Origin of the sequence: Streptomyces griseobrunneus (assembly GCF_046713465.1) — a bacterium.
GTDB lineage: Bacteria > Actinomycetota > Actinomycetes > Streptomycetales > Streptomycetaceae > Streptomyces > Streptomyces microflavus.
The window spans coordinates 6,604,920-6,630,017 of sequence record NZ_CP177080.1 but is presented as its reverse complement, the minus strand read 5'-3'; the positions used below and the strand labels follow the sequence as shown (position 1 = coordinate 6,630,017).

27 protein-coding genes are annotated in these 25,098 nt (G+C 71.7%); 10 read left to right on the top strand and 17 right to left on the bottom strand.

Annotated elements, in window-relative coordinates:
* Window positions 1–28 precede the first annotated feature (28 nt).
* On the top strand, window positions 29–424 hold the full coding sequence (locus tag ACK8N7_RS30190; RefSeq protein ID WP_403211878.1) for a YidH family protein: 396 nt from the start codon (window positions 29–31) through the stop codon (window positions 422–424).
* Window positions 421–735 (top strand): DUF202 domain-containing protein, encoded by a 315-nt coding sequence (locus tag ACK8N7_RS30185; RefSeq protein WP_403211876.1) that lies wholly within the window; start codon window positions 421–423, stop codon window positions 733–735. Before ACK8N7_RS30190 ends, ACK8N7_RS30185 begins: the two co-directional genes overlap by 4 nt.
* Window positions 736–755: 20 nt before the next feature.
* Here the strand turns inward: ACK8N7_RS30185 and ACK8N7_RS30180 are convergent, their stop codons facing one another.
* Entirely contained in the window at window positions 756–1,691 is a 936-nt protein-coding gene (locus ACK8N7_RS30180) for an NADP-dependent oxidoreductase (protein ID WP_403211874.1), read from the bottom strand.
* An 89-nt stretch (window positions 1,692–1,780) separates the two neighbouring features.
* Window positions 1,781–3,085, bottom strand: coding sequence for a glucarate dehydratase family protein (locus ACK8N7_RS30175; protein WP_500444581.1), 1,305 nt, complete (start codon window positions 3,083–3,085; stop codon window positions 1,781–1,783).
* 140 nt (window positions 3,086–3,225) lie between these two features.
* On the opposite strand from ACK8N7_RS30175, the gene ACK8N7_RS30170 reads away from it, so the two are divergent.
* Both ACK8N7_RS30170 and ACK8N7_RS30165 read left to right on the top strand, forming a co-directional pair.
* Window positions 3,226–4,248 carry a phosphotransferase family protein gene (locus ACK8N7_RS30170; protein ID WP_403211870.1) on the top strand — a complete coding sequence of 341 codons (1,023 nt, stop codon included), beginning with the start codon at window positions 3,226–3,228 and terminating at the stop codon, window positions 4,246–4,248.
* Window positions 4,249–4,254: 6 nt separating this feature from the next.
* Window positions 4,255–5,469, top strand: a complete 1,215-nt coding sequence (locus ACK8N7_RS30165; protein ID WP_403211868.1) for an acyl-CoA dehydrogenase family protein — start codon at window positions 4,255–4,257, stop codon at window positions 5,467–5,469.
* Window positions 5,470–5,521: 52 nt separating this feature from the next.
* Here ACK8N7_RS30165 and ACK8N7_RS30160 read toward each other — a convergent pair whose 3' ends face one another.
* The 4 genes from ACK8N7_RS30160 to ACK8N7_RS30145 form a co-directional block, all read right to left on the bottom strand.
* Entirely contained in the window at window positions 5,522–6,859 is a 1,338-nt protein-coding gene (locus tag ACK8N7_RS30160) for a M28 family metallopeptidase (protein WP_403211866.1), read from the bottom strand.
* A 252-nt stretch (window positions 6,860–7,111) separates the two neighbouring features.
* Entirely contained in the window at window positions 7,112–7,705 is a 594-nt protein-coding gene (locus tag ACK8N7_RS30155) for a TetR/AcrR family transcriptional regulator (RefSeq protein ID WP_015607564.1), read from the bottom strand.
* Window positions 7,706–7,754: 49 nt separating this feature from the next.
* Window positions 7,755–9,470 (bottom strand): AMP-binding protein, encoded by a 1,716-nt coding sequence (locus ACK8N7_RS30150; protein WP_403211864.1) that lies wholly within the window; start codon window positions 9,468–9,470, stop codon window positions 7,755–7,757.
* Window positions 9,467–10,240, bottom strand: a complete 774-nt coding sequence (locus tag ACK8N7_RS30145) for an SDR family oxidoreductase (protein ID WP_403211862.1) — start codon at window positions 10,238–10,240, stop codon at window positions 9,467–9,469. Before ACK8N7_RS30145 ends, ACK8N7_RS30150 begins: the two co-directional genes overlap by 4 nt.
* Before the next feature lie 220 nt (window positions 10,241–10,460).
* Here ACK8N7_RS30145 and ACK8N7_RS30140 point away from each other — a divergent pair, with 220 nt between their 5' ends.
* A complete protein-coding gene (locus ACK8N7_RS30140) occupies window positions 10,461–11,732 on the top strand; it encodes an exo-beta-N-acetylmuramidase NamZ family protein (RefSeq protein WP_403211860.1) in 1,272 nt (423 codons plus the stop codon).
* A gap of 111 nt (window positions 11,733–11,843) precedes the next feature.
* On the opposite strand, the gene ACK8N7_RS30135 is transcribed toward ACK8N7_RS30140, so the two are convergent.
* Entirely contained in the window at window positions 11,844–12,326 is a 483-nt protein-coding gene (locus ACK8N7_RS30135; RefSeq protein ID WP_403211858.1) for a GNAT family N-acetyltransferase, read from the bottom strand.
* A 278-nt stretch (window positions 12,327–12,604) separates the two neighbouring features.
* On the opposite strand from ACK8N7_RS30135, the gene ACK8N7_RS30130 reads away from it, so the two are divergent.
* Complete coding sequence (locus ACK8N7_RS30130; RefSeq protein WP_031123776.1) at window positions 12,605–13,228, top strand: hypothetical protein; 624 nt, start codon at window positions 12,605–12,607, stop codon at window positions 13,226–13,228.
* Between the two features lie 76 nt (window positions 13,229–13,304).
* Window positions 13,305–14,051, top strand: coding sequence for a 3-keto-5-aminohexanoate cleavage protein (locus tag ACK8N7_RS30125; protein WP_403211855.1), 747 nt, complete (start codon window positions 13,305–13,307; stop codon window positions 14,049–14,051).
* 45 nt (window positions 14,052–14,096) lie between these two features.
* On the opposite strand, the gene soxR is transcribed toward ACK8N7_RS30125, so the two are convergent.
* Window positions 14,097–14,588, bottom strand: coding sequence for a redox-sensitive transcriptional activator SoxR (gene soxR / locus ACK8N7_RS30120; RefSeq protein ID WP_015607571.1), 492 nt, complete (start codon window positions 14,586–14,588; stop codon window positions 14,097–14,099).
* A 114-nt stretch (window positions 14,589–14,702) separates the two neighbouring features.
* Here soxR and ACK8N7_RS30115 point away from each other — a divergent pair, with 114 nt between their 5' ends.
* A complete protein-coding gene (locus ACK8N7_RS30115) occupies window positions 14,703–15,164 on the top strand; it encodes a MaoC family dehydratase (RefSeq protein WP_015607572.1) in 462 nt (153 codons plus the stop codon).
* Window positions 15,165–15,191: 27 nt separating this feature from the next.
* On the opposite strand, the gene urtE is transcribed toward ACK8N7_RS30115, so the two are convergent.
* From urtE to urtA, 5 genes are read right to left on the bottom strand one after another with little or no spacing between them, the layout of a single operon-like run.
* The gene (gene urtE / locus ACK8N7_RS30110) at window positions 15,192–15,890 is read right to left on the bottom strand and encodes an urea ABC transporter ATP-binding subunit UrtE (RefSeq protein WP_500444580.1); all 699 of its coding nucleotides are present in this window, start codon (window positions 15,888–15,890) and stop codon (window positions 15,192–15,194) included.
* 5 nt (window positions 15,891–15,895) lie between these two features.
* Window positions 15,896–16,681: an urea ABC transporter ATP-binding protein UrtD gene (gene urtD / locus ACK8N7_RS30105; protein WP_403211853.1), complete on the bottom strand. Its 786-nt coding sequence runs from the start codon at window positions 16,679–16,681 to the stop codon at window positions 15,896–15,898.
* Entirely contained in the window at window positions 16,678–17,853 is a 1,176-nt protein-coding gene (urtC, locus tag ACK8N7_RS30100; protein ID WP_500444579.1) for an urea ABC transporter permease subunit UrtC, read from the bottom strand. The genes urtD and urtC overlap by 4 nt, the downstream gene beginning before the upstream one ends.
* Complete coding sequence (urtB, locus tag ACK8N7_RS30095; RefSeq protein ID WP_015607576.1) at window positions 17,850–18,734, bottom strand: urea ABC transporter permease subunit UrtB; 885 nt, start codon at window positions 18,732–18,734, stop codon at window positions 17,850–17,852. The genes urtC and urtB overlap by 4 nt, the downstream gene beginning before the upstream one ends.
* Window positions 18,731–19,978, bottom strand: a complete 1,248-nt coding sequence (gene urtA, locus ACK8N7_RS30090; RefSeq protein WP_500444578.1) for an urea ABC transporter substrate-binding protein — start codon at window positions 19,976–19,978, stop codon at window positions 18,731–18,733. The genes urtB and urtA overlap by 4 nt, the downstream gene beginning before the upstream one ends.
* A 384-nt stretch (window positions 19,979–20,362) precedes the next feature.
* Between urtA and ACK8N7_RS30085 the strand changes: the two genes are divergently transcribed.
* Window positions 20,363–20,875: a MarR family winged helix-turn-helix transcriptional regulator gene (locus ACK8N7_RS30085; RefSeq protein WP_403211848.1), complete on the top strand. Its 513-nt coding sequence runs from the start codon at window positions 20,363–20,365 to the stop codon at window positions 20,873–20,875.
* On the opposite strand, the gene ACK8N7_RS30080 is transcribed toward ACK8N7_RS30085, so the two are convergent.
* The 4 genes from ACK8N7_RS30080 to ACK8N7_RS30065 all read right to left on the bottom strand — a co-directional run bounded on the left by ACK8N7_RS30080 (window position 20,832) and on the right by ACK8N7_RS30065 (window position 24,325).
* Window positions 20,832–21,950: a substrate-binding domain-containing protein gene (locus ACK8N7_RS30080; RefSeq protein WP_500444577.1), complete on the bottom strand. Its 1,119-nt coding sequence runs from the start codon at window positions 21,948–21,950 to the stop codon at window positions 20,832–20,834. The two genes, ACK8N7_RS30085 and ACK8N7_RS30080, sit on opposite strands and share 44 nt — an antisense overlap.
* A 101-nt stretch (window positions 21,951–22,051) precedes the next feature.
* Complete coding sequence (locus ACK8N7_RS30075; protein WP_500444576.1) at window positions 22,052–22,681, bottom strand: TetR/AcrR family transcriptional regulator; 630 nt, start codon at window positions 22,679–22,681, stop codon at window positions 22,052–22,054.
* A 104-nt stretch (window positions 22,682–22,785) separates the two neighbouring features.
* On the bottom strand, window positions 22,786–23,076 hold the full coding sequence (locus tag ACK8N7_RS30070; protein ID WP_015607581.1) for a YiaA/YiaB family inner membrane protein: 291 nt from the start codon (window positions 23,074–23,076) through the stop codon (window positions 22,786–22,788).
* A 97-nt stretch (window positions 23,077–23,173) separates the two neighbouring features.
* A complete protein-coding gene (locus ACK8N7_RS30065; RefSeq protein ID WP_500444575.1) occupies window positions 23,174–24,325 on the bottom strand; it encodes an acyl-CoA dehydrogenase family protein in 1,152 nt (383 codons plus the stop codon).
* 89 nt (window positions 24,326–24,414) lie between these two features.
* Here ACK8N7_RS30065 and ACK8N7_RS30060 point away from each other — a divergent pair, with 89 nt between their 5' ends.
* Window positions 24,415–25,092 carry a TetR/AcrR family transcriptional regulator gene (locus ACK8N7_RS30060; RefSeq protein ID WP_403211842.1) on the top strand — a complete coding sequence of 226 codons (678 nt, stop codon included), beginning with the start codon at window positions 24,415–24,417 and terminating at the stop codon, window positions 25,090–25,092.
* Window positions 25,093–25,098: the final 6 nt, after the last annotated feature.

Below are 25,098 nucleotides of genomic sequence, written 5' to 3'. Positions count from 1 at the left end.
CTGCGACGACAGGCCCTAGGGTGCCCCTGTGAACAAGATCGCGCAGAGCGTACGTCTGTGGTTCGCGCCGCAGCGGATCCGGGACGAGGGGGACACCCCCGACTACCGGTTCTCCCTGGCCAACGAGCGGACGTTCCTCGCCTGGATCCGGACGGCGCTGGCCCTGATCGGCGGGGGCTTCGCCGTGGACCAGTTCCTGCCGGAGCTGGCCTGGGGGGTCCGGGCGGGGCTCGCCCTCGGGCTGCTCGCCGCGGGGGTGCTGTGCGCGTTGCGGGCGGTCAACCACTGGGTGCGGTGCGAGCAGGCGATGCGGCGCGGGGAGGATCTGCCGGTCTCCCGGTTCCCGACGGTGCTGGGCATCGTGGTCGCCGTCGTGGCCGTCGCGATGGTGGTGGTGGTCCTCTTCGGCTGGGAGGGCCGGTGACGGCGGTGGCGGACCGGGACCCCGGGCTCCAGCCCGAGCGGACCCGGCTCGCGTGGCGGCGTACCACCCTGTCGGCCACGGTGGTGGCGCTGCTCGCCGGGCGGCAGGCGCTGCACAGCGGTGCGACCCCGGCCTCGCTGGTGGCGGTGGCGCTGAGCGCGTTGGCCTGGCTGGGGTTACTGGTGGTGGCCCACCGCAGGGTGGCGCGCATGGGGGTGGCGCGGCCGGAGCCGCTCGCGCCGCGCGGGGCGCTGACGGCGGCGCTGTGCACGGTGGCGTTCGCGGTGTTCGCGGCGGCCATGCTGTTCTGAGAGCGCCCTCCCGGGGCTGCTCAGCCCTCCCAGTCCACCGTGACCACGATCTTGCCGCGGGTGCGTCCCTCCTGGTTGAGGCGGTACGCGTCGGCCGCCTGCTCCAGTGGGAAGACCCGGTCCACATGGACGGTGACGATGCCCTGTTCGGCCAGTTCCGCGAGCTGGGCCAGGTCGGCGGCGTCGGGCCGGACGAAGGCGTAGCGGCCGCCGTAGGAGAAGACCTCGCTGTCCGCGATCGAGGCGAGCCGGCCGCCCTCGGCGAGGGTCTCGGCCGAGACCCGCAACGCTTCGCCGCCCACGGTGTCGAAGGCGGCGTCGATGCCCTGGGGGGCCAGCTCCCGCAGCCGGTCGGCGAGCCCGTCCCCGTACTCCACGGGTTCGGCGCCGAGGCTCCGCACGTGCTCGTGGTTGCGGGCGCTGGCGGTGCCGATGACCCGGCAGCCGCTGTGGCGGGCGATCTGCACGGCGAGCGAGCCGACCCCGCCCGCCGCCGCGTGGACGAGGACGGTGTCGCCCTCGCGGACCTTCAGGGTGCGGTGCAGCACCTGGTACGCGGTCAGCCCGGCCAGCGGCAGGCCCGCGGCCTCCTCGAAGCTCAGGCTGAGCGGCTTGCGGGCGAGGGTGCGCAAGGGGGCGGCGACGTACTCGGCGAACGTACCGCGGGAGAGGAAGTCCTCGCGGACGTAGCCGATCACCTCGTCCCCGACGGCGAACTCGTCGACGGCGATGCCCGGTTGCACGACCACACCGGAGACGTCCCACCCCGGGATCACCGGGAAGACGGCTTCGAGGCCGCCCTGGAGGTAGCCCTCGCGGGCCTTCCAGTCGACCGGGTTGACGGCCGCGGCCCGCACCTTCACCAGGACCGCGTCGGGGCCGACCTTGGGGTCGGGCCGCTCGCCGTACTCCATGACGTCGGCCGAGCCGTACGCGCTGTAGCTGATCGCCTTCATCCCTCGACCTTCGGTGCAGGTCGGGGTGGACGCAACTCAGGCGGTACGGACGTGGGCCCGCCCCCGCACGCCGTGGGCCCCGCGCCCCCTCACCAACGCGGGATCTCCGGCGCCGTCCACCCAGGGTCGGCCCGGCGCATCGCCGCCGCGTCGTCGCGTTCGCGGTGGATGCCGTCGTCCTGGAGCCAGCGGTGGTGCAGAGCGGCCAGGCGGTCACGGTCCAGTTCGACGCCGAGGCCGGGGGTGTCGGAGACGGTCAGCCGGCCGTCGGTGAAGGTGTGGCGTTCGGTGATGACGTCCTCGGTCTGCCAGGGGTAGTGGCTGTCGCAGGCGTACGCGAGGTCGGGCACGGTGGCGGCGACGTGGGTCATCGCGGCGAGGCTGATGCCGAGGTGGGTGTTGGAGTGCATGGAGAGCCCGACGCCGAACGTGCGGCAGAGGGCGGCGAGTTCGCGGGTGCGGTGCAGGCCGCCCCAGTAGTGGTGGTCGCTGAGGACGATCTGTACGGCGTCGGTGGCGAAGGCCTCGGGGACCTCGGCCAGGGTGGTGACGCACATGTTGGTGGCCAGCGGGACGTCGGTGGACGCGGCGACGGCGGCCATGGATTCCGTGGAACCGGTGGGGTCCTCCAGGTACTCCAGGGCGCCCTTGAGCTGGTCGGCGACGTACAGCGCGGTGGGGACGGACCAGGCGCCGTTGGGGTCCAGGCGGAGGGGGCGGCCGGGGAACGCCTCGGCCAGGGCGCGGATCGCGGCGATCTCGTCGTCGGGTGCGAAGACGCCGCCCTTGAGCTTGAAGGAGGCGAAGCCGTACGTGTCGGCGAAGCGCCGGGCCTGGGCGACGATGCCCGCCGGGTCGAGCGCCGCGCCCCAGTCGTCGCGCTCCCCGTCCTGCGGGTGGGCGGCCCAGCGGTAGAAGAGGTACGCGCTGTACTCGACGGTGGAGCGGACCTTCCCGCCGAGCAGCGCGTGCACGGGCAGGCCGAGCGCCTTGCCGAGGGCGTCCAGGCAGGCGACCTCGAAGGCGGAGACGACGGAGAGGCGGATCTTGTCGGCGCTCTGGACCCCGCGCAGCCCGCCGGCGTCCACCCGGTGGTCGGCCGCCCGGTCGCCGGCGGGCCGTGAGTCGCCGCACACCTCGTCGGCCAGGGCGAACAGCCCGTTCAGATCGGTGACCGCGCGGCCGGGGAGCGCCCGGGCGAGCGCGCCCGCGGGGTCCAGGTACTTCCCGTCCCCGTACGTCTCCCCCACCCCGGTCACCCCGCCCCGCGTGACCACTTCCACGATGAGCCGGGGCGTGTACGGCTGGTGGACCCCCTGAGTGTTCAGCAGGGGAGGATCGGCCACGAGGATCGGGGTGAGCCGGACGTCTTCGATCACCAGGTCGGTATGCATACGTGAACTGTATTCAGGGATGGGATCGTCCACCAGGGTCGGGACGCACTTCCCGCATCGGATCACGGGAGTTCACTGGACGACATACCGACTGGTCGGCATCATGGTCAGCGATCGTTCCGTCGCCCCGGAGGTACGCCATGAGCTCACTCCCCCCACCAGGTCTCGACCCCGAGCTGCTGCGCGGACACCTCGACCGCGAGCGTCCCGGGCTGGTGCGCGGGCCGCTGGAGGCGCGGCTGATCGAGGGCGGCCGCTCGAATCTGACGTACACCGTCACCGACGGGGCCGGCCGGTGGGTGGTGCGCAGACCGCCGCTGGGCCATGTGCTGGCCACCGCGCACGACATGAAGCGCGAGCACCGGGTGATCAGCGCCCTGCACCCCACCGCCGTCCCCGTGCCGGAGCCGGTGCTGCTCTGCGAGGACGACTCGGTGCTCGGTGCGCCGTTCTACGTCATGGAGCACGTCGAAGGCACCCCTTACCGCACCGCCGAGCAGCTCGCCCCGCTGGGCCCCGAGCGCACCCGGGCCGCCGTCCTCGCCCTCGTCGACACGCTGGTGGACCTGCACGCGGTGGACCCCGAGGCCGTCGGACTCGGGGACTTCGGGCGCCCGGACGGATTTCTGGACCGGCAGCTGCGGCGCTGGGGCAAGCAGCTGGACGCCTCCCGCAACCGCGAGCTGGCCGGCATCGACGAGCTGCACGCCTCCCTGGGCCGCGAGCTGCCCTCCTCCCCCGCGCCCACCGTCGTACACGGCGACTACCGCCTGGACAACGTGCTGCTCGGCCCGGACGACCGGATCAACGCCGTCCTGGACTGGGAGATGTCCACCCTGGGCGATCCGCTGACGGACCTAGGACTCCTCGTGATGTACAGCTCCGACCTCGATCTGCCGCACTCCCCCGTCTCCACCACCAGCGGCGCGGCGGGGCACCCCTCGCCCGCCGAGCTGATCGAGCGGTACGCCGCCGGGTCGGGCAGGGACACCTCCGCCATCTCCTGGTACACCGCGTTCGCCTGGTTCAAGCTCGCCGTGATCCTGGAGGGCATCCACTACCGCTACACCCTCGGCCAGACCGTCGGCGCGGGCTTCGATCAGATCGGCGATCTGGTCCCGGTCTTCATCGAGCACGGCCTCACCACTCTCCAGGAAGGCTGAACACCCATGGACTTCGCATTCGACGCCCGTACCGAGGAGCTGCGGAGCAGGCTGCTCGCCTTCATGGACGAGTACGTGTACCCGGCCGAGCAGGTCGCCGAGGAGCAGCGGGCGCTCCTCGCCTCGCCGTGGGACACCCCGGCGGTCGTGGACGAGCTGAAGGCCGAGGCCCGGCGACAGGGGCTGTGGAACCTCTTCCTGCCGGACGCGGAGTACGGGGCGGGGCTCACGAACCTCCAGTACGCGCCGCTCGCGGAGATCACCGGCCGCTCCCCGCATCTCGCGCCGACCGCGCTGAACTGCGCGGCTCCGGACACCGGGAACATGGAGGTGCTCTTCCAGTTCGCCACCGACGAGCAGAAGAAGCAGTGGCTGGAGCCGCTGCTGGACGGGGAGATCCGCTCGGCGTTCGCGATGACGGAGCCGGAGGTGGCGTCCTCGGACGCGACGAACATCGAGACCCGGATCACCCGGGACGGTGACTCCTATGTCATCAACGGCCGCAAGTGGTACATCTCCGGGGCGATGAACCCGGACTGCGCGGTCTTCATCGTGATGGGCAAGACCGACCCGGACGGCGCCGACATCCGCCGCCAGCAGTCGATGATCCTGGTGCCGCGCGACACCCCGGGCCTCGAAGTGCGGCGCGCCATGCAGGTGTACGGGTACGAGGACCACTCCCACGGCGGCCACGCCGAGGTGGTCTTCCACGACGTACGGGTGCCGGCCGCGAACCTGATCGGTGAGGAGGGCGGCGGTTTCGCCATCGCGCAGGCGCGGCTGGGTCCGGGACGGATCCACCACTGCATGCGGCTGATCGGTATGGCGGAGCGGGCCATCGAGCTGATGTGCCGCCGGGCGGTGGCACGTACGGCGTTCGGCAAGCCGCTCGCCCAGCAGGGCGTCGTGCAGAACTGGATCGCGGACGCCCGGGTGACGGTGGAGCAGCTGCGGCTGCTGGTGCTGAAGACGGCCTGGCTGATGGACACGGTGGGCAACAAGGGGGCGCACACCGAGATCCAGTCCATCAAGATCGCCACCCCGCGCGCGGTGGTGGACATCCTGGACTCGGCGGTGCAGCTGCACGGTGCGGGCGGGGTGAGCCAGGACTTCCCGCTGGCGGAGCTGTGGGCGGCGGCGCGGACGCTGCGGCTGGCGGACGGGCCGGACGAGGTGCACCAGCGGTCGCTGGCCCGGCGGGAGATCAAGCAGTACCTGTGAACCGCGTGTGGCCCCCTCCTGAGGAGGGGGCCACAGCGGGAGCGCCGGGAGATCAGAAGGTGAGCTTCCAGCTGTCGATGTAGCCGGTGTCCTGCCCGGCGATGTCCTGCACCCGGAGCTTCCAGACACCGTTGGCCACCTCGGAGGAGGCGTTGACGGTGTACGTGGCGACGACGTTGTCCGCGGAGTCGCCGCTGCTGGAGTTCTTCAGCCGGTAGGCGGTGCCGTCCGGTGCCAGCAGGTCGACCACGAGGTCACCGCGGTAGGTGTGCTTGATGTCCACGCCCACCTGGAGTGCGGCGGGGGCGTTGCCGGTCCGGCCGGAGACCGTGACCGAGGAGGTCACGGCCGCCCCGGCGTCGGGGATGGCGACATCGGCGTCGTTGGAAAAGACGGTGCCCGTGGGCGGCTCGCCCGTGGAGCCCGCGGAGAGGGTCCAGATGGCGTGGGCGGCGGCGTCGCTGTTGCGGTCCAGCGCGGTGTCGTTGATGTTCGCCGTGGTGTCGCAGGAGGTGTGGTAGCAGCGGTCGAAGGCCTGGCCCTGCGTTCCGCCCCACTTCTGCACCTGGGCCGCGGTCTTGGTCCGGCTGGCGCCGGTGAAGAGGCCGCCGACGGGGACGCCCGCCGACTTGAACGGGGCGTGGTCGGAGCGGCCGTCGCCCTCGGTCTCGATCTCCGTCGGGACGTTGAGGCCCGCGAAGTAGTCCTTGAAGGTCTTCTCGATGACCGGGTCGTCGTCGTAGACGAAGTAGCCCGCGTTCGGCGAACCGATCATGTCGAAGTTGAGGTAGCCGGAGATCTTCGAACGCTCCGCGGCCGGCAGGTTGTTGACGTAGTACTTGGAGCCGATCAGGCCCAGCTCCTCCGCCCCCCACCAGGCGAACCGCAGGTGCTTGTCGGGCTGGTAGCCGGCGCGGGAGACGGCGAGGGCGGTCTCCAGGACGGCGGCCGAGCCGGAGGCGTTGTCGTTGATCCCGGCGCCGGAGGAGACGGAGTCCAGGTGGGCCCCGGCGAACAGGACCTTGTTCGGGTCACCGCCCGGCCAGTCGGCTATGAGGTTGTAGCCGGTGGCGCCGCTGGAGGTGAACTGCTGGAGGGACGTGGTGTATCCGGCCGCGTCGAGCTTGGCCTTCACATAGTCGACGGACGCCTTGTAGCCGGGGCGGCCGTGGGCGCGGTTGCCGCCGTTGTTCGCGGCGATCGTCGAGAACTGGGTGAGGTGGCCCTTGACGTTGGCCAGGGGTATGTCGGGCGCCGCGACGGCGGCTGTCGCCGTGGCCGTCGCCGGGGCTGCCTGCGCGGTGGGCGCGGCGGTCCCGAGGAGGGCTGCGAGGGCGACGGCGGCGACGGCCGCCGGGGATCTGCGCAGGGTGAGTCGGTTCGGTCTCATCGGTGGGGCTCCGGATTCCGTTCGGGGACTGACGGAACGTGCGGGGGGCACCCGGCCGCGCGGAACGTACGGCCGGGTCCTGGAGCTGGTGGTGCGCACCGCAGGACCGGTGGTCCGTGCGATGCGTGACCGATGGTCAATGAGGTGACAGTGTTCCGTCAAGAGCGGAAAACGGACATGTCAGTTCTATTAACGAACACCGAACCGTGTTTGAAGACGCTCAACCGGCCCTGAACAGTGCCGTATCGCGAGTTACGGGCGCAGGGCCCGCAGCAGCAGGTCCGCAAGGTGGTCGGCGACCTGCTGGCGGCTGAGCGGGCCGTCCGGGCGGTACCAGGTGGAGAGGTGGTGGACCGAACCGAAGTGGTAGTCGACCACCAGGTCGGCGGGGGTGGCGGTGGAGAACACCCCGCTGCGCTGACCCTCCTCGATCAGCGCCCGGAACCGCTCGTGGTAGCGGCGGCGCTCCACCCGTACCTGCTTGTTCTTCTCCGGGCTCAGGTGGTGCATGGAGCGGAAGAAGATCGCGGCGTCGTCCAGGTTGTCGATGGTCGTGACGACCACGTCGGCCGCCGCGTCGCGCAGCCGCTGCTCGACCGGGGCCTCGGCGCCCGCGAAGGCGTCGAGCCGCTCCTGCTGGAGCCGCAGCACCCGGGCGTAGACCTCCTGGAGCAGGTCCTCCTTGGAGCCGAAGTAGTGGTAGAGCGCCCCCTTGGTGACGCCCGCCGCCTCGACGATCTCCTGGACCGAGGTGCGGTCGTACCCGCGCTCGGCGAAGAGACGGGTGGCGGCGGCCAGCAGCCTCTGAGGGACGGGAGTGCCGTTCTGCTCCGTCGCCTTGGCCATGAGCCGCCACCTGCCTTTCATACTGTGCGTTCGCTGTTCCGACGAGGTTCTAACGGGGGGAACGCAGTTCCCGCCTCAGGATCTTCCCACTCGCCGTCTTCGGCAGCTCGGTCAGGATCTCCACCTCGCGCGGATACTTGTAGGCGGCGAGCCTTTCCTTGCAGTACGTCCCGAGCTCGCCCGGTTCGACGGATGTGCCCGGAAGCAGACTGACATAGGCCCGTACGGTCTCCCCGCGGTAGGCGTCGGGCACGCCCACGACGGCCGCCTCGCGCACCGCCGGGTGGGTGTACAGGACGTCCTCCACCTCGCGGGGCCAGACCTTGAAGCCCGAGGCGTTGATCATGTCCTTCTTGCGGTCGACGACGTAGAGCCAGCCCGCCGCGTCCATGAAGCCGATGTCACCGGTGCGCAGCTCGCCGTCCGGGAAGGCGGCCCCGGTGGCCTCGGGGAGGTTCCAGTAGCCGGAGACGACCTGGGGGCCGCGCACCGCGATCTCGCCCTGCTCCCCGAAGGGCACCTCCTGCCCCGTCTCGTCAAGGATGCGTACGACGGTGTCGGGGCCGGGTACGCCGACGGAGAGGGTGCCGGAGACCGGGTCCACCGGAGCCTCGCGCTCGGGCGGGACCGAGGCGCAGGGGGCGGTGCACTCGGTGAGGCCGTAGCCGTTGCGGATGTACGGGCCGAAGCCTGCGCGGAACTTCTCCACCAGCGCGGGCGGCAGCGGGGCGCCGCCGGATGAGATCACCTGGAAGGAGGCGAAGTGGTCCGGGGTGACGTCCGGGTGGGCGGCCAGGGCCATGAAGGCGGTGGACGGCCCGACCGTGTACGCGGGGCGGTGGGTGGCGAAGGCGTCGAGGACGACGCCCGCCTCGAAGCGGTAGGCCAGGACCAGGGTGCCCGCGTTGGCGATACAGGCGGCGAGCTGGCAGACCATGCCGGTGATGTGGAAGAGCGGGGCGAGCGCGAAGTAGACGGAGCCCTCGGCGAGGGGATGCCCGGCGCGCTGCCGTTCGGCGTTGACCATGATGTTGGCGTGGGAGTTCATGGCGCCCTTGGGGGTGCCGCTGGTCCCGGAGGTGTAGCTGATCAGCGCCGTGTCGGCGGCGGTGAGCCCCCGGCCGTCCGGGGCTCCGTGACCCGCGCGGGCGACGGTCAGCAGATCGTCGGCGAGGTCGTCGGGGCCGGGGGCGGGGAGCCGCTCGAAGCCGAGGACGCGGGGGTCGTTCACGCTCTGGAGGTCCAGCTCGCAGGCGGTCAGCGCGATCGTGAGGTCCGGGGCACCCGCCGCGGTCTCCCGCAGATACGCCGCCCAGGCCCTCTCCCCGCAGATCAGCGCGGCGACCCCGGCGTCCTTCAGTACGTGGCCGACCTCGCCGGACTTGTACATCGGGTTGAGCGGTACGACGGTGGCCCCCGCCTTCCACGCGCCGAGGAGCGCGAGGACGAAGTGCGGGCTGTTCTGGAGCATGATCGCGACCCGGTCGCCGCGCCGCAGGCCCCGGGAGGCGAGGTGTCCGGCCACCGAGTCGGAGAGCTCGTCGGTCTCGCGGTAGCTGAGGCGCCCGTCGAAGTAGATGAGGGCCGGGTGGCCGTCGGGGGCCCGCCCGACGGCGTCCCGGAAGGCGTGCAGCACGGTCTCGGCGGGGTGCAGTTCGGCGCGCTGGGAGTCGCTGAGGAGGGCGAGCCACGGCTTGGCCGCGTAGAGGGAGCCGCCCAGGGGCGTGCCGTCGTGAGCGGGGGCGGGCCCGGCCGGGTCGCTCATGCTCCGCTCGCCTCCCACTTCTGCTGGAGGCGGTTCATGTTGCCCATCCATCGGTCGGGGTCCTCGGCGCGGGCCCGGTAGTACCCGGCGACCTCGGGGTGCGGCAGGACCAGGAAGCGGTCGGCCGCCATCGCGTCGAACAGCGCGTCGGCGACGGCGTCCGGCTCGATGGCTCCGGGGGCGAGAACGAGCTCGCCGGCCGAACCCGCGGCGGTGAGCATATCCGTACGCACGCCCTGCGGGCAGATCGCGTGAACCTTGACGCCGCGGTGGCGGTAGGTGAGCGAGAGCCACTCGGCGAAGGCGACCGCCCCGTGCTTGGTGACGCTGTAGGGGGCCGCGCCGATCATCGTCAGCAGCCCGGCGGCGGACGCGGTGGTGACGAAGCGCCCGCTGCCGCGCTCCAGCCACTGCGGCAGCAGGGCCCTGGCCGCGCGGACGTGGGCCATCACATTGACGTCCCAGGCGGCGGCCCAGACCTCCTCGTCGGCGAACGCGTCACCGGGCGAGGCGAGTCCGGCGTTGGCGCAGTAGACGTCGACCGTGCCGCCCAGCGCGTCACGCGCGGCGGCCACGATGTCCGAGGCGTCCCCGGCGACGGCGGTCCCGCCGATCTCCTTGGCCAGCGGCTCGATGCGCGCGAGGTCGAGGTCGTTGACGACGACCCGCGCACCCTCCGCCGCGAACCTGCGGGCCAGAGCGGCACCGATGCCGCCTCCGGCCCCTGTGACCACCACACCGGCGCCCCGCACCGTATCCGCCGAATCCATCGTCGTCCCGCCTTCCGTCCGCCTGCTCTCCGGTCCCTCCGCACCGGCAGACTAACCGGTCGGTATGTGATCGGGGAAGGGTCGGGAAAGGCCCCGGGGCAGGTCGGCGGGGGCGGCTGCCCGGCTGAGGGAATCGGCGCGGCCGGGGTCGTTCCGTGCGGCCCCCAGCCGCGCTAGCGTGCGTGGCCATGACAGTCGGCGCGATCATGGAGGTAGCGGAATGAGCCTTTCCAGACGTGGTGTGCTGGCCGCGGGAGGCGCCGTGGGAGCGCTCGCGGCGACGGCCGCCGGCACCGGTGGAGCCGCCGCTTCCGGACGTGGCCACGGACCCGGGCGCCCCCGGGTCCGTACCGGATTCGACCGGCTGGCGGCCGACGGCTACCGGCTGCTGCGGGGCCAGAAGGTCGGCATCGTCACCAACCCGACCGGCATCACCGCCGACGTCCGGCACATCGTCGATGTGATGCACCCGGACTCCCGGGTGAACCTGACCGCCGTCTTCGGCCCCGAGCACGGCTTCCGGGGCACCGCGCAGGCGGGCGGCTCGGAGGGGCGCTACGACGACCCGGCGACCGGGCTGCCGGTCTACGACACGTACCTCAAGAGCGGGCAGCCGCTCGCGGACATCTTCACCGCGTCCGGCGTGGACACGGTCCTCTTCGACATCCAGGACGCGGGCGCGCGCTTCTACACGTACATCTGGACGCTGTACGACTGCATGGAGGCCGCCGCGCTCGCGGGCAAGCGCCTGGTGGTGCTGGACCGGCCGAACCCGGTGACCGGGCGGGCGGCGCTGGGGCCGGTGCTGGACCCGGCGTTCGCCACGTTCGTCGGCCGCCGGGAGATCGCCCAGGCGCACGGGATGACGGTGGCGGAGCTGGCGCTGTTCTTCGACGCGGAGTTCCTGCACGAGAACCCGGTGCGGCTGGACGTGGTGACGATGTCGGGGTGGCGGCGCTCGGACTTCTTCGACGACACCGGGCTGCCGTGGGTGCCGCCGAGCCCGAACATGCCGACGCCGGAGACGGCCCTGGTCTACTCCGGGACCTGTCTCTTCGAGGGCACGAACCTCTCCGAGGGCCGGGGCACCACACGCCCCTTCGAGCTGCTGGGCGCGGAGGGCATCGACCACCGCTGGGCGGCCGCCGTGAACGCGCTGGGGCTGCCGGGGGTCGCCTTCCGGGAGGCGTACTTCGCGCCGACGTTCTCCAAGTTCCAGGGGAAGACGGTCGGCGGGGTGCAGGTGCACGTCCAGGACCGGGAGGTCTTCGACCCGGTCCGCACCGGCATCGCCCTGCTGGTGACGGCGAAGCGGACGTGGAGCGGCTTCGCCTGGCGCCCGGACAACTGGATCGACAAGCTCACCGGGAACACCCGGGTCCGCACCATGATCGACGCGGGGGCGGACACGGACGCGGTGGTGGACGCGTGGCGGTCGGACCTGACGGCGTTCCGGGCGAAGCGGCGGAGGTATCTGCGGTACGGGGGGTAGTGCGGGCGGGGGGCGTGCACGCGGAACGGCGGGTGGGGGCGCGCACCGAACGGCGGGCGCCCCCGCCGGAAGGCCGGCGCCCGTCGTTCCGGGGCCGGCCCTCCGCCCGTCTCAGCCCGTGAGGTCCAGGTCGCCGAGGTATTCGTCGTCGTCGGTCAGGCCCCGCTTGCGGTAGCCGAGCCGGAGGTAGAACTCCTCCGGACCACCCTCGCCTCCGTGCCAGGTCACGGTCGAGACCGTCCCGCCCCGGCGGCGGATCTCCTCGTTCACCGCGCCCACCGCGAACCGCCCGTACCCCCGGCCCTGCTCACCGGCGGCAATGGCCAGCCGCCAGAGGCCGGAGCGCCGCGGGGCGTCCGGCACATCGGCGTCGTAGTCGAACTGAACGTCGAAGAAGGCCATCACGAAGCCCACGATGCGGTCGCCGTCACAGATCAGCCGGGGCCAGGCGGTGTCGGGGTGCACATAGGCCTCGGCCAACGACTGCGCGACCGGCGAGACGAACTTCCGCTGCTCGGGGGCGACTTCCAGCCGACAGGCGTCGAGCACCGTGTCGGGCGTGACCTTTTCCAGGCGGGGAGAGACTGCTGTCATACGGGCACCCAACCGCACCCGCGCGAGGCCCCGCCACTTATTTTCCCTGGTCAGCGGGCGGGTGCGGGCGGCTCCCGGGTGCCGGGGCGCCGAAGACCCCCCGCACGGCCGCGCGCCCTCTCACCACCCGTCCGCGCGCCGTTCCGCTTCTGCCCATGGCGCCCGTCCCACATGGGGAGTCTCAGCCAATGGACGGTTTCCGTCTTTCGATGGAGCCGGAACGGGCAGGCGTACGTCCACTCCCTGACGCCGAAGGACGAACGACGGAGGTGGCAGACATGGCCGGTTTCCGGAGTCTTGCGAGACAGGTCCGCGACCCGCTGGGCGATCTGGCCCTGCGGCGGTACTCGCTGCGCAAGTGCCTGGAGAGGTTCGCCCCCTATGGTCACCGGGCGACCTGGGACCATCTGTGCGCCCGGCACGGGATCGATCCCGAGGACCGGGCACCCGATCCGGCGCGCCTGCTGGGCGCCCTGGAGGAGCTGGAGGAGGCGCGGGCCATCTGGCTCGCCTACGAGGCGGGGTTCGCCGAGCGGCGGCGGCGCGAGAAGCACGAGGGCCTGCGGCGGCCCGGCGCGTTCGACGACTGGCACCGCCGGACGTGGGGCGGCCACGGGGTGGCCCGCTGCGCGGATCCGGAGGTCCACCCCAGCGAGCCGCTCGCCGAGGTGCTGCGCCGCCTCATCGCGGCGCTCGGCTCCGGGCCCGGCTCCGCATGCCCGGTCTGTGCGGACACCGGGATCGAGTGGCGCCAGGAGCGGGAGCGCGGGCACGAGCCGTGGTCGGGTCCGGTGTGCACGGCGTGCGGGATCGCGGTGCCGCAGCCGGTGCTGACGGACCGCACGCTGGCCAGGGCCCGGCTGGTACGGCACCGCAGGCTCGCCGCGGCGGCAGCGGCGTAGGGACCGGCGGGGTACGTCGCCGGGGGCGAGGGCGTTCCCGGGCCCGTTGTCAGTGGCGGATGTCACCATCGGGAACATGATCCAGGTCTGCCTGAACGGCCGGCGCGGTGCGGATGCTTCGACGGCCGTGCCCCTGTCCCCCGAAGCGCTGGCCCGGTCGGCGGCCGAGGCCGTCGCCGCCGGTGCCACCGACATCCATGTGCATCCGCGGACCCCCTGCGGGCAGGACACGCTCTCGCCCCGGGTGGTGGCCGCGACGCTGACGGCGATACGGGCGGCGGTGCGCGTCCCGGTCGGGGTGACGACGGGCGCCTGGGCGGAACCGGATCCGCGCCGCCGGGTGGAGCGCGTGCGGGAGTGGACGGTGCTGCCCGACCACGCCTCGGTCAACTGGCACGAGCCGGGCGCCGAGGAACTGGCCGCCGCGCTGCTGGAGCGTGGGGTGGGCGTGGAGGCCGGGCTCTGGTCGGGCACGGAGGGGCACCGCCTCTTCCGCCGCTCCCCGGTGGCGCCCCGGGTTCTGCGGGTGCTGGCCGAGGTCACCGACACCGACCCGGCGACGGCGACCGGCTCGGCCCGACTGCTCCTCGCCGAGGTGGGCGCCGCGCACGGCCGCCCGGTGCTGCTGCACGGCGAGGAGGGCGGAGCGTGGCCGGTGGCGGCGCTGGCCTTCCGGCTCGGCCTCGGGACGCGGATCGGCGCGGAGGATGTGACGGCGCTGCCGGACGGGAGCCCCGCGCGCTCGAACGCGGAACTGGTCGCCGCTGCGGTGCGGTTGCGGCAGGCAGCGTGCGGGGGCAGGGGCGGGGGTGCCGTGCCCTAGGTCGGCCCCGTCCGGGGGCCGGGGGCCGCCGGGACGTGCCCCAGGTCAGCCGGTCCCGTCCTCCTCCGCCGCCGGGTCCCGCCGGCGCTCGGGCATCAGACGCGAGCCGGTGATCCGTTCGCCGGAGATGTCGTCGGGGTTGGACAGCACACAGTTCTCCAGCGACAGACAGCCACAGCCGATGCAGTCGGTCAGATGGTCGCGCAGCCGGTGCAACTGCTTGATCCGCTCGTCCAGTTCCTGGCGCCAGGCCTCGGAGAGGCGGGCCCAGTCGTCCCGGTTCGGCGTGCGCTCCTCGGGCAGTGAGGCGAGTGCGTCCCGGATCGTGGCCAGCGGGATGCCGACGCGCTGGGCCGCCCGTACGAAGGCGACGCGGCGCAGGGCGTCGCGCGAGTAGCGGCGCTGGTTGCCACTGGTGCGGCGGCTGCTGATCAGGCCCTTGGACTCGTAGAAGTGCAGAGCGGAGACCGCGGCGCCGCTGCGCGCCGAGAGCTGGCCGACCGAGAGTTCGTGGAGTGTCTGTGGGATCTGTGGCACTCCTCAGACCCTACTGCCATGTCGTTGACAGGAACGCGGCGCACAACGATGCTGAGCAAGCGCTTAGACATCGCATCTGAAGGTGCGGAGAGCCGGAAGGCAGGGACCGGGAACATGGCAGAGCCGAAGATCTTCACGTCCGCACAGGAGCTGCTCGACGGGGTGGGCGAGCAGCTGGGACACAGCGACTGGCTGGAGGTCGACCAGAAGCGGATCGACCTGTTCGCCGAGGCGACCGGGGACCACCAGTGGATCCATGTGGACCCGGAGCGCGCGGCGGCCGGGCCGTTCGGCACGACCATCGCGCACGGCTATCTGACGCTCTCGCTGCTGCCCGCGCTGGTGCCGCAGGTGATGCGGGTCGAGAACATGAAGATGGGCATCAACTACGGGACCAACAAGGTCCGCTTCCCCTCCACCGTCCCGGTCGGTTCACGGCTGCGGGCCACCGCGGTGCTCAGCAGCGTGGAGGAGGCCGGGGGCGGCGTGCAGGTCACCGCGGTCGTCACGGTCGAGCGCGAGGGCAGCGAGAAGCCCGCGTGCGTGGCCGAGTCGGTGTCGCGCTACTACTTCTGACCCGCGCCGCGGAAGGCCCGGAGGCGCTCACACGCTCAGCGCCTCCCGGACCGTCTTCTCGGCACCCGTACCCCCCTCACCCGACGACGTGACCCGGCCCGCCTCCAGGACGTAGTAGCGCTCCGCCGCCCGCATGGCGAAGCCGACGTGCTGTTCGACGAGGAGGACGCAGAGGCCGCCGCGCGCGGCCAGGGAGAGGATCGTGGCCTCGATCTCGGCGACGACGGAGGGCTGGATGCCCTCCGTCGGTTCGTCGAGGAGGAGGAGCCGGGGGCGGGTGACGAGGGCGCGGGCGATGGCGAGTTGCTGGCGCTGTCCGCCCGAGAGGAGGCCGGCTCGGCGGTGGGCGAGTTCGCGGAGGGCGGGGAAGAGGTCGAGGGCCTCGGCGATGGCCTCACGGCCGCCCCCGCGCGGGGAGCCGTCGGCGACGAGCTGGAGGTTCTCGGCGGTGGTCAGGTGGGGGAAGGACTGCTGGCCCTGGGGGACGTAAGCCATGCCGCGGGCGACGCGCCGGTGGGGGGCCAGGTGGGTGATGTCCTCACCGTCGAGGCGGACACTCCCTCGCGATGGCCTGATGAGGCCCATGGCGGTGCGCAGGAGGGTGCTTTTCCCGGCGCCGTTGTGGCCGAGGACGGCGGCGACGCCGTCGTCCGGCACGGCCACGGTCACGTCGTGCAGAACGGTGGTGCGGTCGTAGCCGGCGCGGACTTCGTCGATCTCCAGCACGGCGGTCACACCTCTTCGCGGACGGGGACGGGAACGGCGGCCGACGGCTCGGGTTCCGAGGCGCGGCCGAGGTAGACCTCCTGGACCTCGGCGTCGGCCTGGACCTGGGCGACCGTGCCCTCGCTGAGCACCTTGCCGGCGTGCAGGACGCTGACGCTGCGGGCGAAGGAGCGCATGAAGTCCATGTCGTGCTCGATGACGACGACGGTGCGGTCCTCGCTGATCCGCCGGAGCAGCTCACCGGCGGATTCACGCTCGTCGTGACTCATCCCGGCGACGGGCTCGTCGAGCAGCAGCAGCTTCACGTCCTGGACGAGGAGCATGCCGATCTCCAGGCTCTGCTTCTGGCCGTGGGCCAGCACCCCGGCCGGTCGGTGGCGGAGCGCGGCCAGGCCGGTGATCTCCAGCGCCTTCCCCACCGACTCGGGGAGGTTTCTGCGCCGCCGCAGCAGAGTCAGCGCGCTGCGGCCGGCCCCCGCGGCGATGTCGAGGTTCTGCTCGACGGTCAGCTGCTCGAAGACCGTCGCTGTCTGGAATGTGCGGCCGATGCCCCGGCGGGCGATGCGGTGTACCGGCTCGCCGGTGATCTCCTCACCGCCGAAGCGGATCGATCCGCTCGCCCGGACCAGGCCGGTGACGGCGTCGACCAGGGTCGTCTTGCCGGCGCCGTTCGGTCCGATCAGGAAGCGCAGGTCTCCCGGGTGGATGTCCAGGTCGACGCCGTCGACGGCGGTGACGCCCCCGTCGAACGTCACCCGGAGGTCGCGGACGGTCAGTCCCTCGCCGCTCATGCGGTCACTCCCGTCGTCGTCTTGTCGGACGCCCGGTCCGGGGCCGGGTCGGAGATGCGGTCGGAGGTCCGCCGCCCGCGCAGCACCGTCCGCAGCGAGGCCAGCCCGCCGGGCAGGAAGCCGACCGCGACGACGAACAGCAGGCCCTGGAGGTACGTCCACCCGGCCGGCCACGCGTCCGAGAGCGTGCTCTGTGCCCAGGCCACCGCGATCGCCCCGAGCACCGCGCCCACCAGGGACGCCCGCCCGCCGACGGCCGCGCCGATGACGAAGCCGATGGACGGCACGATCCCGATCAGCGCCGGGGAGATGATCCCCACCGCCGGCACGAACAGCGCGCCGGCCAGCCCCGCCATGCCGGCCGCGACCACGTACGCCACCAGCTTGACGTTGGCCGGGTTGTAGCCGAGGAAGCGCACCCGCTCCTCCGAGTCCCGTACCGCGATGAGGAGTTCGCCGTAACGGCTGACGAACAGCTGCCGGGCGAGGGCCATGAGGAGCAGCAGGGCGATGGCGATGATGATGTAGACTATCCGCTGGTTGACCGGGTCGTTCAGGTCGTAGCCGAAGAAGCCCTGGAAGTCGGTCAGGCCGTTGGTGCCGCCCGTGGTGGCCTGCTGGCCGACCAGCCAGATCGCCAGGGCGGCCGCCAGCGCCTGGCTGAGGATCGCGAAGTACGCGCCCTTCACCCGGCGGCGGAAGACGAGGACGCCGAGCAGGGCTGCGACGGCCATCGGCAGCAGCACCGTCATGGCGAGCGCGAACGCCGGGTCGGCGAAGGGCTGCCACCACCAGGGCAGCCCGCCCTCGGTGCCGTACAGCTGCATGAAGTCCGGCAGGGGCTGTCCCGTCGCCGCCGCGTCGGCCAGCTTGAGGTGCATCGCCATGGCGTAGCCGCCGAGGCCGAAGAAGACGCCCTGCCCGAGCACCAGCAGCCCGCCCCGGCCCCAGGCGAGGCTCACGCCGACCGCGACGATCCCGTAGCAGAGGTACTTGGCCAGCAGCCCGAGCCGGAAGTCCGACAGGACCAGGGGGGCGACGCCCACCAGCAGCACCGCGCCGAGCAGGAACGCGGCGGGTATCCGGAATCGGTTCAGGAACGGCCGGCCCGGCGGTCCGGCCGGGGGGCCGGCGGCCGGGACGGTGGCCGGAGGTGTGCTCGTCGTCGTCATACCAGGCTCCTGGTGCGCACGGTGTACAGGCCCTGCGGTCGCCACTGCAGGAAGGCGACGATCCCCACGAGGACCACCACCTTCGCCACGCTCACGGTCGTCGAGTATTCGAGGACCGACTGCAGCAGGCCGAGCACGAACGCGGTGATGACCGCGCCCCTGAGCCGTCCGATGCCGCCGACGACCACGACCAGGAAGGCGTCCACGATGTAGTTGGTCCCCGTCGTCGGACCGATCGGGCCGATCAGCGTCAGCGCGACCCCCGCCATCCCCGCCAGACCCGAGCCGATGAAGAACGTCGTCCGGTCCACCCGCCCCGTCGCGATCCCGGACACCTCCGCGAGGTCCCGGTTCTGCACCACCGCCCGGATCCGGCGGCCCAGCGGTGTGACACGCAGGATCGCCGCCAGGCCGCACACGCACAGCAGCGCGAACCCGAGGATGAACAGCCGGCTGTTGGCCAGGGTCACCCCCGCCACCGACACGCTCCCCGTCAGCAGGTCCGGCGCGGTCGTCTGGACGTTCGGCGCACCGAAGACGTCCCGCGCCAGCTGCTGCAGCATCAGCGAGACACCCCAGGTCACCAGCAGCGTGTCCAGCGGGCGCGCGTAGAGCCGCCGGATGAGCAGCCACTCCAGGAGTGCGCCCATCGACCCGGCGACGAGGAACGCGACCGGCAGGGCGAGGAGGAGCGATATACCGGCGTTCTCGATCGGCTTCTGCAGCACGTACGTCGTGTAGGCGCCGGCCATGATGAACTCGCCGTGGGCCATGTTGATGACGCCCATCTGACCGAAGGTGAGGGTCAGGCCGAGGGCGATGAGGAGGAGGACGGCGCCGATACTGACGCCGGTGAAGGACTGGTTGAGGATGACCGTCACAGGTCCGCCGCCCAGTCGTAGCCCTTCAGGTACGGGTCGGGCTTGATGGGCCCGCCCGAGTTCCAGACCTCCTCGATGAGCCCGCTCGCGGTGACCTTGCCGATGCGGGCGGTCTTGTGGACGTGCTGCGTCGCACCGTCGACCGTCACCTTGCCCTCCGGTGCGTCGAACTCGATCCCGTCCGAGGCCGCCTTCACCTTCTCGACGTCGAAGGACCCCGCCTTCTCGACCATCGCCTTCCACAGGTGGACGGAGATGTACGCCGCCTCCATCGGGTCGCTGGTGGGCTTGTCCTTGCCGTACGCCGCCCGGTACGCGGCGACGAACTTCTCGTTCGCCGCACCGGGCGTGGTCTGGTAGTAGTTCCAGGCCGTCAACTGCCCTTCCAGGTACTGCGTTCCGATGCTCTTGACCTCCTCCTCCGCGATGGAGACGGAGAGCACCGGCAGCTTCTTCGCGGTCAGCCCCGCGGACTTGTACTCCTTGAAGAAGGCCACGTTGCTGTCGCCGTTCAGGGTGTTGAAGACCGCGTCGGCCCCCGCGCCCTTGACCTTGTTGACGATGGTGGCGAACTCCGTGGAGCCCAGGGGCGCGTAGTCCTCGCCGAGCACCTCCATGCCGTTCGCCTTCGCGTACGTCTTGATGATCTTGTTGGCGGTGCGCGGGAAGACGTAGTCGCTGCCGACGAGGTAGAGCTTGGTGAGGCCCTGCTTCTTGAGGTAGTCGAGCGCGGGCACGATCTGCTGGTTGGTGGTGGCGCCCGAGTAGAAGATGTACGGGGACTGCTCCAGGCCCTCGTACTGCACCGGGTAGAACAGCAGCGACTTGTTCCGCTCGAAGACCGGCTTCACCGCTTTGCGGCTGGCCGACGTCCAGCAGCCGAAGGTCGCGACGACCTTGGAGTCCGTGATGAGCGCCTGCGCCTTCTCGGCGAAGGTCGGCCAGTCGGAGGCCCCGTCCTGACTGACCGGTTCGAGCTTCTTGCCGAGGACGCCGCCGGCGGCGTTGATCTCCTTGACCGCGAGCAGCAGCGCGTTGTGGACGGTCACCTCGCTGATCGCCATCGTGCCGGACAGCGAGTTCAGCAGGCCGACCTTGACGGTGTCGCCGGAGGTGTCGGCCTTGGCGCCGGCGGCCTTCGACGTGTCGCTGCCGGTCTTCGCGCCGCAGGCGCTGAGCGCGGCGCCGGCGCCGAGAGCGGAAATGCCGGTCAGAAGACCGCGCCTGGTCATGAGCCCGGACATGGCAGTACCTCCTTGCCCCGAAGGGCGGTGCGAGCGGATTCCTCCGAGCGAGGGGAGGAAGGGGAGGGAAAGGGGAGGGCCCAGCCGTTCCGGGGTGGCCTCCGGGCTGTTCTCTGAAGTGGTCCACAGCCTGCGGCGGAACTGTTTCGGGTGCGTTGCGGCGCAGTTGAAGAACAGTTTCCGGCGGAAGTAATCGCGTTTCGAACTCATGTGAGTCGGCGTCAACCGGCCGAGTGGTGAACGAATTCGCGATGCAGGTATTCATTACTTCCACCGGAAAGGATCAGAATCGGCGTACGGCCTGCCGGGAGCGCGGTGATCGGTTGTAGGCTCCATCGCACCCCCGCCGCGGGGGCCGTGCTGACGTGAGCCCCGAGGAGTGCGATGGCCAGGCAGCCCCAGGACCTGCTCCACCTGCTGACCCGGGCCGAGCGCCTCGCGGCGCGTCGTATCCAGTCCGTGCTCGACGCGTTCGGCTGCTCCGTCGACGCGTGGCGGGTCCTCGACCTGCTCTCGGGCGACGAGGGCCGGAACATGACGTCCCTCGCCGAGGACGCCGCCCTGCCCGCGCCGACCCTCACCAAGATCGTCGACCAACTCGTCGACCAGAACCTGGTGTTCCGCCGCGTCGACCCCGCCGACCGCCGCCGGGTCCTCGCCCAGCTCACCCCCCGAGGTCTGCGCCGGCGCCGGGAGCTCTCCCGCGCGGTACGGGCGGAGTGGGGACCGTCGTCCCCGGGGCTCACGGAGGACGAAGAGGATCAGCTGCTGCCGCTGCTCGGCCGGTTGTCCGGCGCGCTGGCGGGCGGCGACTGCGGTGTCGGTGGTGGCAGCGGCGGAGGTGGCGAGGGGGTCACAACAACCGCTGCGGGGAATCCAGTTGGGCGAGCACGGTGAAGTCGAGACCGTCGGCCTCCGCCAGATAGATGCGCTGGCGCACATGCCGCCCGTCCAGGCCGAGCAGGCCGCGCGGCCCCTCGTACCGGACGTGGTCGGCGGCCGCGCCGATGGCGGAGACGTCCAGACTGCGGGCGCGCTCGATGAGCGCCGCGAGCAGCAGCACGCCTTCGTAGCAGGACTCGCCGAGGCTGCCGGGGACCGGCGCGTCCGCGCCGAAGCGGGCGGCGTAACGGCCGTGGAAGTCCATGCTGTGCCCGTCCGCGAGCGAGGCGAAGAAACCGGCCGTGCTGTAGAGGTCGACGGTCGCCTCGGGACCGCTGCCGAGGAGCATGCTCTCGTCCATCAGTGTGCTCAGCCGCAGAGAGCGGGCGTCCAGCCCGGCCGCGGCGAACGCCCGGTTGAACCGGACCGCGTCGCTGCCCACGAGCAGCACCAGCACGGCGTCGGCGTCCGTCCGCTCGATGCGGCGCAGGACATCGGCGAAGTCGTCCGTGCCCAGCGGCAGATAGGCCTCCCCGCACACCCGCCCCCTGGACTCCCGCGCGTACCGGCGGGCCGCCCGGGCGGTGTAGCGCGGCCAGATGTAGTCGTTCCCGACGACGAACCAGCGGCGCACGTCCCGCATCCGTGCCAGCATCCGCATCGCCGGGAGCAGTTGCCCCGCGGGGGTCTCGCTCGTCATGAAGACGCCCTCGGTCCGCTCACCGCCCTCGTACAGCGCTGTGTACACATACGGCACCCGGTGCGCGACCCGCGGTGCCACCGCCTGCCGCACCGAGCTGATGTGCCATCCGGTGACTCCCTGCACCGCCCCGGCCGCGACCAGCGCTTCGACCTCCGCGGCCACCCTCGACGGCTCAGCCCCGCCGTCCACCTCAAGGAGCCGCAGCTCCCGCCCGAGGACTCCGCCCGCAGCGTTGACCTCCTCCACGGCCAGCCGCGCACAGGCTTCACACCCCGGCCCGAAGATCCCCGCCGGCCCCTGCATCGGATAAACCAGCGCCACGTTCAGCACCGACGCGTCCACCGTGAACCACTCGGGGGTACGGAGACGCGTCGGAGGCAGTGACATGCAGCCATGATCGCCCCACCACGTGGCCGGATCCGGACGAGCGCCACGATCGAGACCGATTCGTAGACGTACGCGCCCGTGGGGCCCGGGTCCGGCGGACCCTACGGCTGCGGCGGGGCGCCGACCATCCGCAGGACCAGGTCGGCGTAGAGCGCGCCGACCTCGTCGGGCGTGCGGCTGCCCTGGGCGTTGAACCAGCGGGCCACGTCGATGCAGAGGGAGAGCACGGCGAGGGTGGTGCCGGGGATGTCGGGGACGTCGAACTCCGCTGCCCGCACCCCCTCGCTGATGATCCCGCGCACCACCGCGTCGCTCCTGCGGCGCAGTTCGACGATCTCGGTGCGGTGCTCGGGGCCGAGGGCGTCGAGCTCGTACTGCACGACGCGCGCGGTGGTGTGGCGCTCCGCGTGCCAGCGGACGAAGGACCGTACGGCTCCGGCGAGCCGCTCGGCGGCCGTGCCGTCCCCGTCGGCCTCGGCCTGGAGGAGGTGGAGCGCCCGGTCGTGACCGATCTTGCTGATCCGGTGGAGCAGCTCTTCCTTCGTCTTGTAGTGGATGTAGAGCGCGGCCGGGCTCATCCCGGCACGGCCGGCGATGTCGCGGGTGGTGGTCGCGTGGTACCCGCGCTCGGCGAAGGCGTCGACCGCGGCGACCAGGAGCCGCCGCGCCGCCTCGGGCGTGACCTCGCCCCAGGGAGCGTCGTCGCCGCTCGTCTCCTCCGCCGTGCTCATCACCCGGTACCCCTCTCCGTCAACAGGACGAACACCATACCCCGAACCTGAGCAAGCGCTTAGGGGCGTCTCAGGGCGGTGCGGGTTCAGAGCTTCTGGAAGGGTCAGAGCTTCTGGAAGGGGTCGTGCTCGGCGAGGATCTTCTCCAGCCGGGCCTGGTCGACCCGGCTGACGATCTGCCCGGCCTCCTGCCGGTCCCTGATCACCTTGGCCAGCGTGAAGCAGGACGTGACGAGGTAGAGCACCCCGATGGCGAGGAAGCCGCGCACCCAGGCATCGGCGTCGAGGAAGAAGATACCGAGGGCCACCGCGCCCATCGCCACCAGGAAGGAGGCGACGGCCTGGCCGTAGAAGGCGGCGGTGCTCTGCTGCTTTACCGATGTCGTGTCACTCATGGGTTCAGCATCCGCCGACGTGGCGCACGCCACATCCGCGCCCGTACTCAGGCGGGTACTCAGACACACGTACGAGCAGGGGTGACGGCGGCCGCTCTCAGAACGCGGAGACGCCCGTCAGCGCTCGGCCGATGATGAGCTTCTGGATCTGGCTGGTGCCCTCGTAGAGCGTCATCACGCGGGCGTCCCGGAGCAACTTCCCGACCGGGTACTCGTCGATGTAGCCGTAGCCGCCGAAGACCTGGATGGCGTTGTTGGCGCAGCGGACGGCCGCCTCGGAGGCGTACAGCTTGGCCTGGGAGGCGGCGGTGGCGAACTCCTGCCCCCGGTCGACGAGGTCGGCGACCCGCCAGGTGAGCAGCCGGGCCGCCTCGACGTCCACGGAGATGTCGCTGAGCAGCTCCTGGACGAGCTGGTGACCGGCGATGCCCTTGCCGAACTGCTCGCGCTCACCGGCGTACCGAACGGACGCGTCCAGCGCCGCCTGCGCGATGCCCACGCAGCCCGCGGCGACCGACATCCGGCCCTTGGCGAGGGCCGACATGGCGACGGTGAAGCCCTTGCCCTCGGGGCCGAGGAGGGTGGCGGCCGGTACGCGGACGTCCTGGAGGACCAGTTCGGCGGTGGCCTGGCCGCGCAGGCCGAGCTTGCCGTGGATGGTGCGGCGGGTGAGGCCGGGGGTGTCGGCGGGGACCAGGAAGGCGGAGACGCCGCGGTGGCCGGGGGCGTCGTTCGTGCGGGCGAAGAGCAGCACCACATCGGCCCAGGTGCCGTTGGTGATGAACATCTTGGTGCCGTTGATGACGTAGTCACCGCCGTCGCGTACGGCCCTGGTGGCGAGGTTTCCGGCGTCCGAGCCGGTGCCGGGCTCGGTGAGGCCGAAGCAGCCGATCGCCTCGCCGGAGGTGAGCCGGGGCAGCCACTGCCGCTTCTGCTCATCGCTCCCCCAGGACGCGATGGTCTTGGCGACCAGGCCGAGCGAGACGGAGACGATCCCGCGCACGGAGGAGTCGCCCCGGCCCAGCTCCTCGGTGACCAGGCAGTACGTGAGGTGGTCGCCGCCCGAGCCGCCGTACTCCTCGGGGACGGTGAGGCCGAGGAAGCCGAGCGCTCCAAGCTTCTTCACGATCGACCTGTCGACATTCTCGGCCCGGTCCCACGCGACGACGTGCGGCGTGACCTCACGGGCCACGAACTCCTCGGCCAGCCGCCGGACGGCTTCCTGCTCCTCGCTGAGCTCCAGGTTCATCGCGCGCCACCCACTTCTGTCACGGCTTCTCGCGCAGCACTTTAATTAGCACTGCTAGTTTCTGGTTCGCAGCGCCTACTATGAGCCGCATGGCCCGACCGCGCAAGCCCCTTCTCAGCAGAGACCGCATCGTCGAGGCGGCGAGCTCGCTCGTGGACTCCGAAGGGCTCGACGCCGTCTCCACGCGCCGGCTGGCGGCCGTCCTGGGGGTCAGCGGACCCTCGCTCTACAACCACTTCCGGAACAAGGACGAGATCCTCGACGCGGTCGCCGACGCCGTCTCCGTACAGGTCGATCTGTCGATGTTCGAGGAGTCCGATCCCCGGGACTGGCGCGAGGCGCTGCACGACTGGGCGCTCTCCTACCGGGCGGCCCTCGCCGCGCACCCGCACATCGTCCCGGTCCTCGCCCGGGGCCCGGGGCGCCGGCCGGCCGGGCTGCGGGTCGCCGACGCGGTGTTCGGGGCGATGGTGGGCGCGGGGTGGCCGCCCGCGCAGGCGACCCGGATCGGGGCGCTGATGCGGTACTTCATCACCGGCTCCGCGCTGGGCTCCTTCGCCGCGGGCTTCGTGGACGACGAGAGCGCGTACGACCCGGCCGACTACCCGCACCTTGGCCAGGCGCACCTGCTGGCCGACCACCGGCGGCAGGTGGACGAGGGGGCGTTCGAGACGGGGCTGCGGGCCCTGCTGGACGGCCTGGCGCTCCAGTACGAGGAGTACGCACGGCCCACGGAAACGGTTCGGCGTGCGCCGAACCGTCCCTGACGCACC

Bases quoted from the DNA above. Each gene is read 5' to 3' on its own strand.
- ACK8N7_RS30180 (WP_403211874.1), bottom strand. From the start codon at position 1,691: ATGAAGGCGATCAGCTACAGCGCGTACGGCTCGGCCGACGTCATGGAG.
- ACK8N7_RS30175 (WP_500444581.1), bottom strand. From the start codon at position 3,085: ATGCATACCGACCTGGTGATCGAAGACGTCCGGCTCACCCCGATCCTC.
- ACK8N7_RS30170 (WP_403211870.1), top strand. From the start codon at position 3,226: ATGAGCTCACTCCCCCCACCAGGTCTCGACCCCGAGCTGCTGCGCGGA.
- ACK8N7_RS30165 (WP_403211868.1), top strand. From the start codon at position 4,255: ATGGACTTCGCATTCGACGCCCGTACCGAGGAGCTGCGGAGCAGGCTG.
- ACK8N7_RS30160 (WP_403211866.1), bottom strand. From the start codon at position 6,859: ATGAGACCGAACCGACTCACCCTGCGCAGATCCCCGGCGGCCGTCGCC.
- ACK8N7_RS30155 (WP_015607564.1), bottom strand. From the start codon at position 7,705: ATGGCCAAGGCGACGGAGCAGAACGGCACTCCCGTCCCTCAGAGGCTG.
- ACK8N7_RS30150 (WP_403211864.1), bottom strand. From the start codon at position 9,470: ATGAGCGACCCGGCCGGGCCCGCCCCCGCTCACGACGGCACGCCCCTG.
- ACK8N7_RS30145 (WP_403211862.1), bottom strand. From the start codon at position 10,240: ATGGATTCGGCGGATACGGTGCGGGGCGCCGGTGTGGTGGTCACAGGG.
- ACK8N7_RS30140 (WP_403211860.1), top strand. From the start codon at position 10,461: ATGAGCCTTTCCAGACGTGGTGTGCTGGCCGCGGGAGGCGCCGTGGGA.
- ACK8N7_RS30135 (WP_403211858.1), bottom strand. From the start codon at position 12,326: ATGACAGCAGTCTCTCCCCGCCTGGAAAAGGTCACGCCCGACACGGTG.
- ACK8N7_RS30130 (WP_031123776.1), top strand. From the start codon at position 12,605: ATGGCCGGTTTCCGGAGTCTTGCGAGACAGGTCCGCGACCCGCTGGGC.
- ACK8N7_RS30125 (WP_403211855.1), top strand. From the start codon at position 13,305: ATGATCCAGGTCTGCCTGAACGGCCGGCGCGGTGCGGATGCTTCGACG.
- ACK8N7_RS30115 (WP_015607572.1), top strand. From the start codon at position 14,703: ATGGCAGAGCCGAAGATCTTCACGTCCGCACAGGAGCTGCTCGACGGG.
- urtD (WP_403211853.1), bottom strand. From the start codon at position 16,681: ATGAGCGGCGAGGGACTGACCGTCCGCGACCTCCGGGTGACGTTCGAC.
- urtC (WP_500444579.1), bottom strand. From the start codon at position 17,853: ATGACGACGACGAGCACACCTCCGGCCACCGTCCCGGCCGCCGGCCCC.
- urtA (WP_500444578.1), bottom strand. From the start codon at position 19,978: ATGTCCGGGCTCATGACCAGGCGCGGTCTTCTGACCGGCATTTCCGCT.
- ACK8N7_RS30085 (WP_403211848.1), top strand. From the start codon at position 20,363: ATGGCCAGGCAGCCCCAGGACCTGCTCCACCTGCTGACCCGGGCCGAG.
- ACK8N7_RS30080 (WP_500444577.1), bottom strand. From the start codon at position 21,950: ATGTCACTGCCTCCGACGCGTCTCCGTACCCCCGAGTGGTTCACGGTG.
- ACK8N7_RS30075 (WP_500444576.1), bottom strand. From the start codon at position 22,681: ATGAGCACGGCGGAGGAGACGAGCGGCGACGACGCTCCCTGGGGCGAG.
- ACK8N7_RS30070 (WP_015607581.1), bottom strand. From the start codon at position 23,076: ATGAGTGACACGACATCGGTAAAGCAGCAGAGCACCGCCGCCTTCTAC.
- ACK8N7_RS30065 (WP_500444575.1), bottom strand. From the start codon at position 24,325: ATGAACCTGGAGCTCAGCGAGGAGCAGGAAGCCGTCCGGCGGCTGGCC.
- ACK8N7_RS30060 (WP_403211842.1), top strand. From the start codon at position 24,415: ATGGCCCGACCGCGCAAGCCCCTTCTCAGCAGAGACCGCATCGTCGAG.